The following is a 14,960-nucleotide window of genomic DNA, read 5'->3' on the forward strand; positions in this document are numbered from 1 at the left end:
ACACGGTGGATGAACTCACACGCTGCGCCGAGGTCCTCACTCCTCCAGCGTGGTTAGGTCGCCCTCGTCCTGGCCGAGCGCCCTGGCCTTGAGGACGCGCCGCATGATCTTGCCCGAGCGCGTTTTCGGCAGCTTGTCGGTGAAGTCGATCCAGTCGGGCTTGGCGATCGGCGACAGGTGGACGGAGACGTGCTTGCGCAGGTCCTCGGCGAGCTCGTTGCTGCCCTCGTACCCCATCCGCAGCACCACGAAGGCGTGGATCGCGTTGCCCTTCACCTCGTGCGGCAGGCCGATCGCCGCCGCCTCGGCGACCGCGGGGTGCGAGACCAGCGCCGACTCGACCTCGGCCGTGCCGAGCCGGTGCCCGGAGACCTTGATCACGTCGTCGGTGCGTCCGATCACCCAGTAGTAGCCGTCCGCGTCCCGCCGTGCCGAGTCGCCGGCCAGGTACTTGCCCGGGTACTTCGACCAGTACGTGTTCACGTACCGCTCGTCGTCGTTGTAGAGCGTGCGCAGCATCGCCGGCCACGGCTTCGTCAGGACGAGGAACCCCTCCTCGCCGTCCGGGACCGGCTCGCCGGCCTCGTTGAGGATCTCCGCCACCTGGCCGAAGAACGGCTTGCCCGCCGAGCCCGGCTTGAGCGGCATGGACGGGGTCGGGCAGATCTGGAACATGCCGGTCTCGGTCTGCCACCAGGTGTCCATGATCGGGCAGCGCTCCTTCCCGATCACCCGGTGGAACCAGTGCCACGCCTCCGGGTTGATCGGCTCGCCGACCGAGCCGAGCAGCCGCAGCGAGGACAGGTCGTGCCGGTTCGGCCACGCCTCCCCGAACCGCATCAGCGAGCGGATCGCCGTGGGCGCGGTGTAGAACGTCGTGATCCCGTAGTACTCGATCAGCTGCCACCAGCGGTTCGGGTACGGGTAGGTGGGGCCGCCCTCGAACATGAACGTCGTCGCACCGGTCAGCAGCGGCCCGTAGACGAGGTAGGAGTGCCCGGTGATCCAGCCGGGGTCGGCCGTGCACCACCAGCGGTCCTCGTCGCGGATGTCGAAGGTGTACTTCAACGTCGTATACGTGCCGACCATGTAGCCGCCGTGCGTGTGCAGGATCGCCTTCGGCTTCCCGGTCGAGCCGGACGTGTAGAGGATGAACAGCGGGTCCTCCGCGTCCATCTGCTCGGTGGGGCAGGCGCCGTTGGCGATCGGGAGCGCCGTCAGGTCGTGGTACCAGTGGTCGCGCAGCGCGTCCATGTTCACCTCGTGGCCGGTGCGCTTCACGACGATCACGTTCTCGACGGACGGGGAGAACCGGACGGCCTCGTCCACAATGTCCTTGAGCTTGAAGATGCCGCCGTTGACCCAGGAGCCGTCGGCGGTGACCACGAGCTTGGACTCGGAATCGTCGATGCGGCTGGCCAGCGCGTCCGCGGAGAAGCCGGCGAAGATCACCGAGTGGACCGCGCCGAGCTTCGCGCAGGCGAGCATCGCGAACACGACCTCGGGGATCCGCGGCAGGTAGATCGTGACCTTGTCGCCCTTGCCGACGCCCATCGCCTTGAAGATGTTCGCCATCTTCGTGACCTCGCGGTTCAGGCTGAAGTAGCTGAAGGTCTGGTAGTCCGTGCCGTTCTCGCCCACCCAGATCAGGGCCAGCTTGTTCTTGTACGGGCCGGCCAGGTGCCGGTCGATGCAGTTGTGGACGATGTTCGTCTTCGCGCCCTGGAACCACTGGAAGAACGGCGGGTTCGAGTCGTCCAGCACGGTGTCCCACGGCTGGTACCACTCGAGTTCCGCGGCCCGGTCCGCCCAGAAGCCGACCGGGTCGGCCGCAGCCGCCTCGCGCAGGGCCAGGTCCTCCGTCCCGTAGAGCGCGGGATCGGGGTAGACAGCGTCGTCCATGCATCCTCCATCGATAGGTGACGCCGCGAGCCTAGGCCGCGGCCCCGCGCGCGGGAACCCCTCTTCTCGCCGTCCGCGGAGCTCCGCCGTCCCTCGTGACGCGATCCCGCCACTCTCCGCGTCCCACGAGCCTCCCGCTGCCCCAGATCGCGTCTTCCGCGGCAGGATCGCGTCAGCGCCGCCGGCTTGGCACGATGGTGGGGTGGACGACGACATCGTGCTGCGCCGCAGGGACGGGGTCACCGAGCTGATCGTCAACGGCGTCTTCGCGATGGACTCCACCGAGGTCGGCTCAGAGCTCGCGCTCGCCGACGCCGTCGCGGGCGCCCGGCGGGCCCTGGTCGGGGGGCTCGGCCTGGGCTACACCGCGGCGCGCCTGCTGGACGGAGGGGCCGAGCACGTGTGCGTGGTCGAACTGTCCGCCGCGCTGGTCGAGGCGGCCCGCTCCGGAGCGACGCCGCAGCTCGGCGCGCTCGCGTCCGACCCCCGCGTGGAACTGCTCGTCGGCGACATCGCGGACGCGGTCGGCACCGCAGCGGACGACGAGATCCCGGGTCGAGCCCGGGATGAACGGCAGGGCGGCTGGGACGCGATCCTGCTCGACGTCGACAACGGGCCGACCTTCCTGATCCACGACCACAACGCCGACCTCTACCGCGCGGGGTTCCTCCGTCGTTGCCGGGACGCCCTCGCGCCGCAGGGACGCCTCGTCGTGTGGTGCGAGGGCGCGAGCCCCGACCTCGCCTCCGCGCTGGCGGACGTCTTCGGCACCGCGGAGGCGATCAGCGTCCCCGTCACCCGCGGCGAGCGGCGCTTCGACTACGTCCTGTACCGCGCGATCCGGACAGAATAGTTAGGTACTTGACTATTCGACTCCTAACGATCTAGTCTCCTGATGTGGCCCCGAACGAGCACGCAGCGCAGATCGCCGAACTGATCGGACGGATCGCCATGCGCTCCCGCCAGAACATGACCACAGCGATGGACCAGGTCGAACTCGACGGGCTGACCCCGCACCAGGCGCGCATCCTGGGGTGGATCGAGGCCAACGAGGCACGCGGCGTGATCCAGCGTGACATCGCCGACGTGATGGGAAGTCGCGCCGCGAGCGTCTCGAGCCTGCTGCAGGTGCTCGAGCGCGACGGCTGGATCGAACGTCGCACCGACCCGTCCGACTCCCGGCGCAAGACCCTCTACACGACCCCGAAGGGGCGCGAGCGGGTGCGGCGTTTCGAGTCCGACATCTGGGCCGGAGCGGGGCTCCACCTCGACAGCTTCACCGACGCCGAGGCCGACGACCTGCGCCGGCTCCTGACCAAACTCGACCAGGAACTGGCCGACTGAACTGAGAACGGGTCCCGGAGGACCCCGCCCGCCAGGGCGGACCTCCCGACCGAACCGAAACCACTACTCCTGTGCCGCCACGGCGCCCTGTCGCCGTGCCCGCAGGCTCCCGGAAGGGGAACCGACATGACCACCGAGAACCTGGTCCCGACAAGGGACGATCGGTATTACCTCATGGACGCGCCGCTCACCAGGGCGCTCGTTCACCTCGCCGTGCCGATGATGGCGGCCGTGGCCGCCGGCATGGTCTACAGCATCATCAACGCGGGCTTCATCGGCTCGTTGGGCTCCACCCCGCTGCTCGCGGCGATCACCTTCGGCCTGCCGCTGACCGCGCTGGTCATGGCCGTCGGCGGCGTCTTCGGCACCGGCGGCAGCTCGGCCGTCTCCCGCTACCTTGGCGAACTCGAGAACGCCACCCCGGAGGCTGCGGGGACGCTGCGCGCCAAGGTCCGTGCCTACTCGGCCTTCACCGTCTGGGGTGCCGCCCTGGCCGGCGTCGTGGTGGCCGTGCTCGGGCTGGTGTTCCTGCACCCGCTGGTCGCCCTGCTCGGCGCTTCCGGCGACACCGCCGGCCCCACCGCCGCCTACGTCGGCGTCCTGCTCGCAGGGACGCCGGTGCTGACGGTCGCGTTCGCGATCGAGCAACTCGTCCGCTCGGAGGGCGCGGCCAGGGCGTCCATGATCGCCATCATCGCCTCGACCGTGGCGAACCTCGTCCTCGACGTGCTGCTGATCCTCGTCCTGCACCTGGATGTGACCGGCGCGGGACTGGCGATCGTGCTCTCCAACGTCGTCACCGTCGGCTACCTCGTCTGGTACCTGCACAGGAAGAGCCCGGAACTCCGGATCGGCCTGCGCTGGTTCCGTCCCGACCTCGCCACCACGAAGGAGGTGTTCGGGGTGGGCGTCTCCGAGCTGCTGATGAGCGGCTTCCTGATCGTGAGCTCGCTGGTGTTCAACAACGTCGCCATGTCCTACGGCGACTCGCTGCTGGCCGCGTTCGGCGTCGCGCAGCGGATCGTCCAGCTGCCCGAGTCGCTCGCGATGGGTGTCGCGCTGGGGGCGATGCCGCTGATCGCCACGACGTTCGGCGCCGGCCGCACCGGGCGCTCCTACCGGGCGCTCGCCCACAGCGCGGCCTGGGTGGCCGTGATCGTCGCGGTGTTCGCCCTGCCCCTGTTCGTCTTCGGGGCGGACACGCTGGGGTTCTTCAGCACCGACCCGGCCGTGCTCTCGATGGGTGCGACCATCCTCACCGCGCTGCTGGTGTCCGCGCTGTTCAACGGCTTCACCGGGCTGGCGATCACCTGGTTCCAGGCGACCGGCCAGGCCGGGCCGGCCACGATCCTTTCGGTCACGCAGGGCGTCCTGTTCGTCCCGGTCCTGTTCGGGGCGCATGCCTGGTTCGGCCTGACCGGGACGATCTGGGCGATCACGGTCTCCGAAGTGGCGTGCTTCGCGATCGCGATCGGCCTGTTCGTCCTGCGCCGCCGGGCGACCGCCCCGTCCCTGGACGCCGCCGAGCCCGCCCTCGCCTGACCGCCGCTGCGGGACGGCACGAGGGGACGGTTCTTTCGTGCCCGGCACGAAGAACCGTCCCCGCGGTTCACCGGATCCGGCACGCTGGGGACGGTTCCTAACGTGCCGCGCGGCACGTTAGGAACCGTCCCCAGCGGTCCAGAAACGGGTGCGGAGTGCAGCGGGACGTGTCAGGCGAGCGCTTGGGCGAACGAGTCGGCGAGGACGTTCATCGCGTCCTCGACGAGCGCGTCGTCGATGACCAGCGGCGGCAGCATCCGGATCACGTTGCCGAACGTGCCGCAGCCCAGCATCACCACGCCCCGCCTCGCGCAACCCGCCAGCAGCGCCTTCGTCAGCGCCGCGTCCGGCGTCTTCGTGCCGTCCGGGGCCACGATCTCGACCGCGACCATCGCCCCGCGTCCCCGGATCTCGCCGATCTGCGGGTGGGCCGCGGCCAGCTCTCCGAGTCGGCTCGTGAGCAGCCCGCCGATCTGCCGTGCCCGTCCGGCCAGGTCGTCGGCCTCCATCATCCCGATGGCAGCCAGCGCGGCCGCGCACGAGATCGGGTTGCCCCCGAACGTGCCGCCCAGACCCCCGACCACCGGCGCGTCCATCAGCTCCGCCCTGCCGGTCACCGCGGCCAGCGGCAGGCCGCCACCCATCGCCTTGGCCGTGGTGACCAGGTCGGGCACGATCCCCTCGAACTCGGACGCGAACCAGTCGCCGGTGCGGCAGAAGCCGGTCTGCACCTCGTCGGCGATGAACACCACACCGTGCGCCGCGCACCACTCCGACAGCAGCTTCAGGAAGCCCGGCGCCGGCACGATGAACCCGCCCTCGCCCTGGATAGGCTCGAGCAGGACGGCGGCCACGTGCTCCTCCCCCACCTGCACATGGACGCGGGACGTGAACTCCGCGAACGCCTCCTCCGCGCACCGCTCCGGTCCGCCCGGCCAGCGGTACGGGTAGGCCATCCCCATCCGGTACACCTCGGGAGCGAACGGCCCGAACCCGTCCTTGTACGGCTGCACCTTCGCGGTCAGCGCCATCGTCAGGTTCGTCCGCCCGTGGTAGGCGTGGTCGAACGCGACCACGGCCTGCCTGCCGGTGGCCGCGCGGGCGATCTTCACCGCGTTCTCGACGGCCTCGGCGCCGGAGTTGAACAGGGCGGAACGCTTCTCGTGGTCGCCCGGGGTGTGCTCGTTGAGCTTTTCGCAGACCTCCACGTAGCCCGGGTACGGGTTGACCATGAAGCAGGTGTGGGCGAACCGCGCCGCCTGCTCGCTGACCGCGGCCACCACCGCCGGCGCCGCGTGCCCCACGGACGCGACCGCGATGCCCGAACCGAAGTCGATCAGCTGGTTGCCGTCGACGTCGACGAGGATCGCGCCGTCCCCGTGGTCGATGTAGATGTCGTTGCCGACACTCACCGCCGACGACACGGCCGCGCGCCTGCGCGCGGCCAGGGCCTGCGAGGCCGGCCCCGGCAGCCCGGTGACGAGCCGGCGCTCCTTCGTGAGAACGCTCATCGTTCCTCCATTCCCCAGGCCGAGCCGTACCCGGACGGAGCCGGCGCAGCCAGCAGGTCGAGGAACGGGACGGCGTCGAACGCCTCTGGCCCGAGCACGCCGGTCCCCGACCACGCCCCGGTCGCCAGCAGTTCCAGCGCCACCACCGGGTTGATCGCGGTCTGCCAGACCACGCACTGCGCGCCGTACTCCGCCATCGTCGTCCCGTTGTCGGCGACGTGGTAGAGGTACACCTTCCGCGGCTGCCCGTCCACGCCGCGGCCGCTGACGAAGAGCCCCGCGCAGGTCTTGCCCGTCATCCGCGGCCCGATCGTCGCCGGGTCGGGCAGGACGGCGGCGACGACGTCCCGCGGCGACACCTCGACGCCCTTGACCCGCACCGGGTCGGTGCGATCCAGGCCGAGCGCGTGCAGCGTCTTCAGGACGCCGATGAACTCCTCGCCGAGGCCGTACTTGAAGGTCACCCGCCTGGCGTCGAGCCAGCGCGGCATCAGCAGCACCTCCTCGTGCTCGACGTTCACGCACTCGACCGGGCCGATGCCCTCGGGGAAGTCGAAGACCTCGGGCTCGCTGAACGGTGGCGTGGTGAACCAGCCGCGGCCGGCCTCGTGGACGACCGGCGGGTTCAGGCACTCCTCGATGGTCGTCCAGATCGAGAAGGACGGGGCGAACATCTCCTCCCCCGCCTCGTTGCGCACCACGAGGTTCGCTCCGTCCCGCGTCCCCAGCTCGTCGATCTCGCTGAACAGGTGGTCGGACGCGTACCGCGCGAACACGTCGGAGAGGCCCGGCTCGACGCCCATCCCGACCAGGGCCAGCCGGCCCGCCGCCTCCCACTCCCCGGCCACGGCGAACTGCTCGTCGCCGAGCTTCACCCCGACCTCGGCGTAGGGCCGCTCGGGGTGCGGGTGTGAGAGGCTCATCGCCATGTCGAGGTAGTCCGCGCCCGCGTCGAACGCGCCGGTGAACACGCCCATCACGAAGCGCGGGTCGACCGCGTTCAGCACGTGCGTGATCCCGTGCTCCCTCGCCAGCGCCGCCACCGACGCCGGATCGGACGCGTCCACCCGGGCAGCGACGAACCGCTCCCCGCCACCGGCGGCCACAGCCGCGGCGACGGTCGCCTCCGCCCTGGCCAGGTCGTAGTCAGCGACGACCATGCACTCGAAGAACCCCCGTCGGGCCGCGATCCGCGCCACTGCGTCGCCGACCCCGCCGGAACCCACCACCAGAATGCGCACTACTGCGCCACCTTCCTCCTCCGGGCGCCGATCGCCTGCGCGATGCCGACGATCGCGATGGCGCCCACGAACATGACCGTTCCGACCACGTTGACCTGGACGGGGGCGCCGCGCTGCGACGCGCCCCAGACGAACATCGGGAAGGTCACCGTGGTGGCCCCCGCGTTGAAGTTCGTCACGATGTAGTCGTCGAAGCTGAGCGCGAAGGCCAGCAGCGCGCCCGCGCCGATGCCGGGCGCGACCAGCGGGAACGTGACCCGCCAGAACGCCTGCGCCGGCGTGGCGTACAGGTCGGCTGCCGCCTGCTCCAGGGCCGGGTCGAGCGAGGCCACCCTCGCCTTCACCGTCGTGATCACGAACGACAGCGTGAACAGGATGTGCGCGATCAGGATGGTCGTCTGGCCGGTCGGGACGCCCATCGCCACGAACAGCGTGAGCAGCGACGAGCCCATCACGACCTCGGGCGTCGCCATCGGGAAGAAGACCAGCAGGTTGGTCGCCGCGCGTCCCCGGAACCGGTACCGGCCCAGCGCGAACGCCGCCGCCGTGCCGATCACGGTCGACACCAGGGACGAGACGACCGCCACCCACAGGCTCAGGCCGAGCGAATCGCACATGCCCGCGCTCGCGCACGGGTTCAGCCAGGCGTCGAGCGAGAACTCGGTCCACTGGTAGTTGTAGCGGCCACCGGGCTTGTTGAACGAGAAGATCATGACCACGAGGTTGGGAACGAGGATGTAGACCATCACCAGCACCCCGGCGATCACCACCAGATTGCGTCGCAGCCAGGCCATCAGACGAGCTCCTCGGTTCCGGCGATGCGGACGTAGACCGCGACCAGGATGATGATCGTCGCCATCAGGATGAACGACAGCGCTGCGGCCGCCGGGTAGTCGAGCACCCGGAGGAACTGCGCGTCGATGACCTGGCCGATCATCACGGTCTGGGTGTTGCCCAGCAGCTTGGAGTTGATGTAGTCGCCCGCGGCCGGGATGAACGTCAGCAGCGTCCCCGACACCACGCCCGGCAACGACAGCGGCCAGATCACCTTCCAGAAGGTGTTCCAGCCGTTCGCGTAGAGGTCGCCCGCCGCGTCCAGCAGCCGGGTGTCGAGCCGGTCCAGCGAGGTGTACAGCGGCAGCACCATGAACGGCAGGAAGTTGTAGACGAGGCCACACACGACGGCGAACGGTGAGAACAGCAGCGAGTCGTTGCTGGTCAGCTGCAGCCACTGCAGGACGTGGGTGAGCCCCGTGGCCCGGAAGAACCCGGCCACCCAGCCCTCGTCGGTCAGGATGATCTGCCAGGCCAGCGTGCGGATCAGGAAGTTGGTGAAGAACGGCGCCACCACCAGCACGAGCAGCATGTTCTTCCACCGGCCCGACCGGTGCGCGATGAACCACGCCAGCGGGTAGCCGAGCAGCAGCGTGCCCACGGTGGCGGTCGCCGCGTAGAGGATCGAGCGGACGAACTGGGTCCAGTACCGGCTCAGGACGTCGCCGTAGATCGCGAAGTTCCAGGTCAGGGTGTACCCGTTGTCGATGTCGCCGGTCTGCAGCGACTGGGACGCCAGCGAGATCGTCGGCACGATGAAGAAGATCGTCAGCCACAGCATGGCCGGGGTCAGCAGCAGGATCGGGGCGAAGTACCCGCGGCGCCGCGCCGTCCGCCGCGGCGCCGCGCCGCCCAGCGGGGTCGCGAAGGCCATCAGCCGGCCGCCGGGACGAGGAACGCCTGGTGCGGGTCCCAGCCGAGCGTGACCTGCTCGCCCGGGCGGGCGGGTGTGGAGCCGTCGTTGGGACGGGTCACGGTGAGTTCCTGGCCCCACGGCATCGCCACGAGGTAGGTGGTGGCCACCCCGGTGAAGGACGCGTCGGTCACCGTCCCACCGAGCCGGTTCGCGCTGGGCGGGTCGGCGGGGCCGAGGATGCGGAGCTTCTCCGGCCGGATGCCGAGCTGGACGCCCTCGCCGCCGGTGGGCACCTCGCCCACGCCGGGCACGACACCGTCCGGCAACTGGGCCCGCTCCACGACGAGCCCGTTGCCGTGCGCGTGCGCGGTCACGAACTCGCCGCCCGGATCGGTGAAGCCCTCCAGCGGGAGGAGGTTCGACTGGCCGAGGAAGTTGGCGACGAAGGTGGTGGCGGGGTGGTCGTAGAGGTCCGCCGGCGCGCCGACCTGCTCAAGGTGGCCGGCGTTCATCACCGCGACGGTGTCGGCCATGGTCATGGCCTCCTCCTGGTCGTGGGTGACGTGGATGAACGTGATCCCCACCTCCGACTGGATCCGCTTGAGTTCCAGCTGCATCTCGCGGCGCAGCTTCAGGTCCAGGGCGCCCAGCGGCTCGTCCAGCAGCAGCACCTCGGGCTCGTTGACGATCGCGCGGGCGAGCGCGACACGCTGCTGCATGCCGCCCGACAGCTGCCGGGGACGCTGCGTGGCCCGGTCGGCGAGCTTGACCAGCTCGAGGGCCTCCATCGCCTTCTTCTTCCAGTCCGCGACCTTCAGCTGGCGCAGTCCGAAGCCCACGTTGTCGACGATGTTCAGGTGCGGGAACAGCGCGTAGCTCTGGAACACCGTGTTCACCCGGCGCTGGTAGGCGCGCGTGTGGGTGATGTCGTCGGTCCCGAGGAAGATCCGTCCCGCGGTCGGCTCCTCCAGCCCCGCGACCATCCGCAGGGTGGTGGTCTTGCCGCAGCCGGACGGGCCGAGCAGCGCGAAGAAGGACCCGGGCGGGACGACCAGGTCGATGCCGGCGACGGCGACGAAGTCGTCGAACTTCCGGACCAGTTCCACCAGCCGGAGTTCTCCGGACGCCTTCCGCGGCGTGGGTGCGGCCGTCATGCTAACCACTCACCAGGGTCTGGAACTGCCCGGGTGAAGGAGGTCTCCTCCTCGGCAGTGAGCGAGCGGAACAGCTGCCCGCGGGCGAGGGTCTCCTCGCTGGGGAAGATCAGCTCGTTCTTCACCAGGGACGGGTCGGACGCGGCCAGCACCTGCTTGAGGCCGGTCACGGGGCCGACGTAGTTGACATAGGCGACCACCTCTGCCATCACCTCCGGGTCGTAGTAGTAGTTGATGAGCTTCTCCGCGTTGGTCTTGTGCCTGGCCATCGAGGGGATCACGAAGTTGTCGGTGCCGGTGGAGTAGCCGGCCTCGGGCAGGACGTAGCCGAGGGCGGGGTTGTCCGCACGCAGCTGGACGACGTCCCCCGTCCACGCCAGGCACGCCGCCGTGTCGCCGGAGGTCAGCGCCTTGGTGTACTCGTTGCCGGTGAACCCCTTGATCTGGCCGGAGTCCTTGGCCTGCTGGATCACGTCGATGGCCGCGGAGAAGTCGTCGGCGGTGAAGCTGTCGAGCTTCTTGCCCTGCTCCATCAGGACGAGGCCGACGGTGTCGCGCATCTCGGTGAGGAGGGTCACCTTCCCCTTCAGCGTGGGGTCGTTCAGGAGCTGGTCCATGGTCGAGACGGCCCGTCCGCCGGTGGCCTTCTCGTTGTAGGCGATCCCGGCGAAGGTGACCTGCCAAGGCAGCGAGTAGACGCTGCCGGGGTCGTACTCGGGGTCGGCCAGCGACGGCTCGAGGTTGGCGATGTTCGGGATGTTGGCCTTGTCGAGCGGGAGCAGGTAGCCCAGCCGGATCAGCCGGGCGACCAGCCAGTCGGTGGCCACCCAGGTGTCGCGTCCGGTGTCCTGGCCCGCCTCCAGCAGCGGACGGACCTTCGCGAAGAACTCGTCGTTGTCGTTGAAGTCCTCGTTGTAGGTGACGCTGATCCCGGTCTTCTTCGTGAAGGCGTCGATGGTCGGGTGGTTGCCCTTCGGCCCGATGTCGATGTACTGCGGCCAGTTCGACCAGTTCACGATCCTCTCAGTGTCGGAGAGGTCGCTGGCCACCAGCGGCGTGCGGCTCGCGGACGCCGACCCGGACGCGGTCGCGTTGCGTCCGGGGCTCCCGCACCCGGCGAGCACCCCCGCCGCGGCGGCACCGGCGAGGCCGGACAGCACACCGCGCCGGGACAGGCGCAGGCCGGCGGCGGGACCGGCCATGACTAGCCCGTCACCACCGACTGGAACAGCCGGTTGAAGGAGGTCTCCTCCTCCGCGCTCAGCGAGCGGAACACCTGGGCCCTGGCCAGGGTCTCCTCGCTGGGGAAGATCAGCTGGTTGTTCGCGGTGCCCGGGTCCTTCTTGACCAGGATGTCCTTCACGCCCGCGACCGGGGAGATGTAGTTGACGTACTCCGTGACCAGGGCCATCACGGCCGGGTCGTAGTAGTAGTTGATCAGCTTCTCCGCGTTGGTCTTGTGCTGGGCCATCGCCGGGATCACGAAGTTGTCGGAGAACATCGGGAAGCCCTTCTCCGGCAGCGTGTAGCCCAGCGACGGGTTGTCGGCGCGGAGCTGGACAACGTCCCCCGTCCACGCCACGCAGGCCGCCGTGTCACCCGAGGCGAGCGGCTTGGTGTACTCGTTGCCGGTGAACCCCTTGATCTGGCCGGCGTCCTTCGCGGCCTGGATCACGTCGATCGCGGCGGAGAACTGGTCGGCGGTGACGCTGTCGAGGCTGACACCCTGCTCGAGCAGGACGAGGCCGACGGTGTCACGCATCTCGGTGAGCAGGGTCACCTTGCCCTTCAACGAGGTGTCGTGGAGCAACTGGTCCATGCTCGTGACCTGCTTGCCGCCGGTCGCCTTCGGGTTGTACGCGATCCCGGTGAAGCCGCTCTGCCAGGGCAGCGAGTAGGTGCGGCCCGGGTCGAACTCGACGTTCGACAGCGTGGGCTCGAGGTTGGCGAAGTTCGGGATGTTGGCCTGGTTCAGCGGCAGGACGTAGCCGAGCCGGATCAGCCGGGCGACCATCCAGTCGGTGCTGACCCAGGTGTCACGGCCGGTGTCCTGGCCGGCCTCCAGCAGCGGCCGGACCTTCGCGAAGAACTCGTCGTTGTCGTTGTAGTCCTCGCTGTAGTTGACCGTGATCCCGGTCTGCTTGGTGAACGCGTCGATGCTCGGGTGGTTGCCCTTCGCGCCGATGTCGATGTACTCGGGCCAGTTCGACCAGTTCACGACCTTCTCGCTGTCGGAGAGGTCGGTCGCCTCCCTCGGCGTCGGGCTGGCGGACGCGGAGCCGGAACCGGACGCTGTCGCGTTGCGTCCCGGAGACCCGCACGCGCTCAGCAGTCCCGCTGCCGCCACCCCTGCGAGCCCGGTCAGCGCCGAGCGGCGCGAGATCGCCGCCCTGGCGAAGGATGTGAGCAGGGGATCCGGTCGTTCCGGCATATCGCCTCCTTGTTCCTTGCACGGCTTCACCGATGGATGAGCATCTTGGTGCCCAGCACCCTAATCCGCAATCGTTTCGACGGAGTTACAACGAAAATCGTATCCACAACGTTTGCCAACTCCGACTATCGCAGGGCAGGATCTGTGCCATGGCACAACCGCAGAACGGCTCGGCCGGGGCGCAGCCCGCGCCGTCGCGCGCCGTCGCGCCGCTGCTGGACGAGACCGGCAAGCGGATCATCGAGCTGCTCCAGACCGACGGCCGCAAGCCGTTCGTCAGCATCGCCACCGAGGTCGGCCTCTCCGAGGGTGCGGTGCGCCAGCGCGTCCAGAAGCTGATCGAGTCGGGCGTCATGCAGATCGTGGCGGTCACCGACCCGATGGTCGTCGGCTTCACCCGCCAGGCCATGATCGGCATCCGCACGCGTGGGGACGTCGGACCGATCGCGGACGCGCTGTGCGCGATCCCGCAGGTCGACTACGTGGTCACCACGGCCGGCAGCTTCGACCTGCTGGTCGAACTCGTCTGCGAGGGCGACCAGGAACTCCTCGACGTCCTCATGACGACGATCCGCACCATTCCCGGCGTCACCGACACCGAGACCTTCGTCTACCTCAAGCTCAACAAACAGCACTACGACTGGGGAACCAGATGACCGACACGACGCGCGGCGGAACCCCGCTCGCCGACGCTGCCCGCAACCACCTGTGGGGGCACTTCACCCGCCACTCGGTGTACGAGCCGGCCGACGCCGGCGGCCTCGGCGCGAAGGTGCCGATCATCGTCCGCGGGCAGGGCCACCGGATCTGGGACGACGCGGGCAGGGAGTACTTCGACGGCCTGGCCGGCCTCTTCACCGTCCAGGTCGGGCACGGACGCACCGAGCTCGCGCAGGCCGCGGCGGAGCAGGCGGCGAAGCTCGCCTACTTCCCGCTGTGGAGCTACGCGCACCCGAGCGCGATCGAGCTCGCGGAACGGCTCGCCGGCTACGCGCCCGGCGACCTGAACCGGGTGTTCTTCACCACTGGCGGCGGCGAGGCCGTGGAGTCGGCGTGGAAGCTGGCCAAGCAGTACTTCAAGCTCACCGGCCAGCCGACGAAGACGAAGGTCATCTCGCGGTCGATCGCCTACCACGGCACTCCGCACGGGGCGCTGTCGATCACCGGCATCCCCTCGGCGAAGGCGGTCTTCGAGCCGCTGGTGCCGGGCGCGCTGAAAGTGCCCAACACCGACTTCTACCGGGCGCCGGAGCACCTGCGCGACGACGAGTACGCGTTCGGGCAGTGGGCGGCGGAACGGATCGCGGAGGCGATCGAGTTCGAAGGCGCTGACACGGTCGCGGCCGTGTTCCTCGAGCCCGTCCAGAACTCCGGCGGGTGTTTCCCTCCGCCGCCCGGCTACTTCCAGCGGGTGCGCGAGATCTGCGACGCCTACGACGTCCTGCTGGTCTCGGACGAGACGATCTGCGCGTTCGGGCGGATCGGCTCGATGTTCGCCTGCACCGACTTCGACTACGTCCCCGACATCATCACCTGCGCGAAGGGGATGAGCTCCGGCTACTCCCCGATCGGCGCGATGATCGCGTCCGACCGGCTGTTCGAGCCGTTCCGGAGCGGCACCACGACGTTCTCGCACGGCTACACGTTCGGCGGCCACCCGGTGTCGGCAGCGGTCGCGCTCGCGAACCTCGACCTGATGGAGGCCGAGGGCCTCAACGACCGGGTCGCCACGCTCGCGCCCGCCTTCAAGGCGTCCCTGGAGACCCTGCTCGACCTGCCGATCGTGGGGGACGTGCGCGGCGCCGGCTACTTCTACGGCATCGAGCTGGTGAAGGACAAGGCGACCAGGGAGACCTTCAATGAGGCCGAGTCGGAGCGGTTGCTGCGCGGGTTCCTGTCGAAGGCGCTCTTCGACGCGGGCCTGTACTGCCGCGCCGACGACCGCGGCGACCCGGTGATCCAGCTCGCCCCGCCGCTGACGATCGGCGAGCCCGAGTTCGCCGAGATCACGGCCACCCTGCGCAGCGTCCTGACCGAGGCCACCACCCTGTTGTGATCGCGGCTGAGGAAGCACGCAGACGTCGTCCCGGACCAGGTGCGCCGTGTACGTCATCCCGGGCTTGACCCGGGATCTGCGCGTCAGCG

13 protein-coding genes are annotated in these 14,960 nt (G+C 69.4%); 5 read left to right on the forward strand and 8 right to left on the reverse strand.

The genetic code is table 11. The features are described from left to right. Positions 1–36: 36 nt before the first annotated feature. Positions 37–1,902 (reverse strand): acetate--CoA ligase, encoded by a 1,866-nt coding sequence (gene acs / locus QM779_RS08805; RefSeq protein ID WP_428534287.1) that lies wholly within the window; start codon positions 1,900–1,902, stop codon positions 37–39. Positions 1,903–2,104: 202 nt separating this feature from the next. Here acs and QM779_RS08810 point away from each other — a divergent pair, with 202 nt between their 5' ends. The 3 genes from QM779_RS08810 to QM779_RS08820 all read left to right on the forward strand — a co-directional run bounded on the left by QM779_RS08810 (position 2,105) and on the right by QM779_RS08820 (position 4,788). Next, positions 2,105–2,755: a spermidine synthase gene (locus tag QM779_RS08810; protein ID WP_428534289.1), complete on the forward strand. Its 651-nt coding sequence runs from the start codon at positions 2,105–2,107 to the stop codon at positions 2,753–2,755. 44 nt (positions 2,756–2,799) lie between these two features. Continuing rightward, positions 2,800–3,246 (forward strand): MarR family winged helix-turn-helix transcriptional regulator, encoded by a 447-nt coding sequence (locus QM779_RS08815; RefSeq protein WP_428534291.1) that lies wholly within the window; start codon positions 2,800–2,802, stop codon positions 3,244–3,246. Between the two features lie 126 nt (positions 3,247–3,372). Further along, positions 3,373–4,788, forward strand: coding sequence for an MATE family efflux transporter (locus QM779_RS08820; RefSeq protein ID WP_428534293.1), 1,416 nt, complete (start codon positions 3,373–3,375; stop codon positions 4,786–4,788). A gap of 170 nt (positions 4,789–4,958) precedes the next feature. On the opposite strand, the gene gabT is transcribed toward QM779_RS08820, so the two are convergent. The 7 genes from gabT to QM779_RS08855 are packed head-to-tail and all read right to left on the reverse strand — an operon-like array spanning position 4,959 to position 12,815. Continuing rightward, positions 4,959–6,299, reverse strand: a complete 1,341-nt coding sequence (gene gabT / locus QM779_RS08825; RefSeq protein ID WP_428534295.1) for a 4-aminobutyrate--2-oxoglutarate transaminase — start codon at positions 6,297–6,299, stop codon at positions 4,959–4,961. Next, positions 6,296–7,540, reverse strand: a complete 1,245-nt coding sequence (locus tag QM779_RS08830) for a saccharopine dehydrogenase family protein (RefSeq protein ID WP_428534297.1) — start codon at positions 7,538–7,540, stop codon at positions 6,296–6,298. Before QM779_RS08830 ends, gabT begins: the two co-directional genes overlap by 4 nt. Further along, positions 7,540–8,334: an ABC transporter permease gene (locus QM779_RS08835; RefSeq protein WP_428534299.1), complete on the reverse strand. Its 795-nt coding sequence runs from the start codon at positions 8,332–8,334 to the stop codon at positions 7,540–7,542. The genes QM779_RS08830 and QM779_RS08835 overlap by 1 nt, the downstream gene beginning before the upstream one ends. Next, positions 8,334–9,248 (reverse strand): ABC transporter permease, encoded by a 915-nt coding sequence (locus tag QM779_RS08840; RefSeq protein ID WP_428534301.1) that lies wholly within the window; start codon positions 9,246–9,248, stop codon positions 8,334–8,336. The genes QM779_RS08835 and QM779_RS08840 overlap by 1 nt, the downstream gene beginning before the upstream one ends. Next, the gene (locus QM779_RS08845; RefSeq protein ID WP_428534303.1) at positions 9,248–10,384 is read right to left on the reverse strand and encodes an ABC transporter ATP-binding protein; all 1,137 of its coding nucleotides are present in this window, start codon (positions 10,382–10,384) and stop codon (positions 9,248–9,250) included. Before QM779_RS08845 ends, QM779_RS08840 begins: the two co-directional genes overlap by 1 nt. Beyond that, positions 10,381–11,586 carry a polyamine ABC transporter substrate-binding protein gene (locus tag QM779_RS08850; protein WP_428534305.1) on the reverse strand — a complete coding sequence of 402 codons (1,206 nt, stop codon included), beginning with the start codon at positions 11,584–11,586 and terminating at the stop codon, positions 10,381–10,383. The genes QM779_RS08845 and QM779_RS08850 overlap by 4 nt, the downstream gene beginning before the upstream one ends. Positions 11,587–11,588: 2 nt before the next feature. Then, positions 11,589–12,815 carry an extracellular solute-binding protein gene (locus QM779_RS08855; RefSeq protein ID WP_428534307.1) on the reverse strand — a complete coding sequence of 409 codons (1,227 nt, stop codon included), beginning with the start codon at positions 12,813–12,815 and terminating at the stop codon, positions 11,589–11,591. Positions 12,816–12,964: 149 nt separating this feature from the next. Between QM779_RS08855 and QM779_RS08860 the strand changes: the two genes are divergently transcribed. After that, positions 12,965–13,471: an Lrp/AsnC family transcriptional regulator gene (locus tag QM779_RS08860; RefSeq protein ID WP_428534309.1), complete on the forward strand. Its 507-nt coding sequence runs from the start codon at positions 12,965–12,967 to the stop codon at positions 13,469–13,471. Further along, complete coding sequence (locus QM779_RS08865) at positions 13,468–14,871, forward strand: aspartate aminotransferase family protein (protein WP_428534311.1); 1,404 nt, start codon at positions 13,468–13,470, stop codon at positions 14,869–14,871. Before QM779_RS08860 ends, QM779_RS08865 begins: the two co-directional genes overlap by 4 nt. Positions 14,872–14,960: the final 89 nt, after the last annotated feature.

It is taken from the genome of Propionicimonas sp., from assembly GCF_049840635.1.
Classification (GTDB): domain Bacteria; phylum Actinomycetota; class Actinomycetes; order Propionibacteriales; family Propionibacteriaceae; genus Propionicimonas.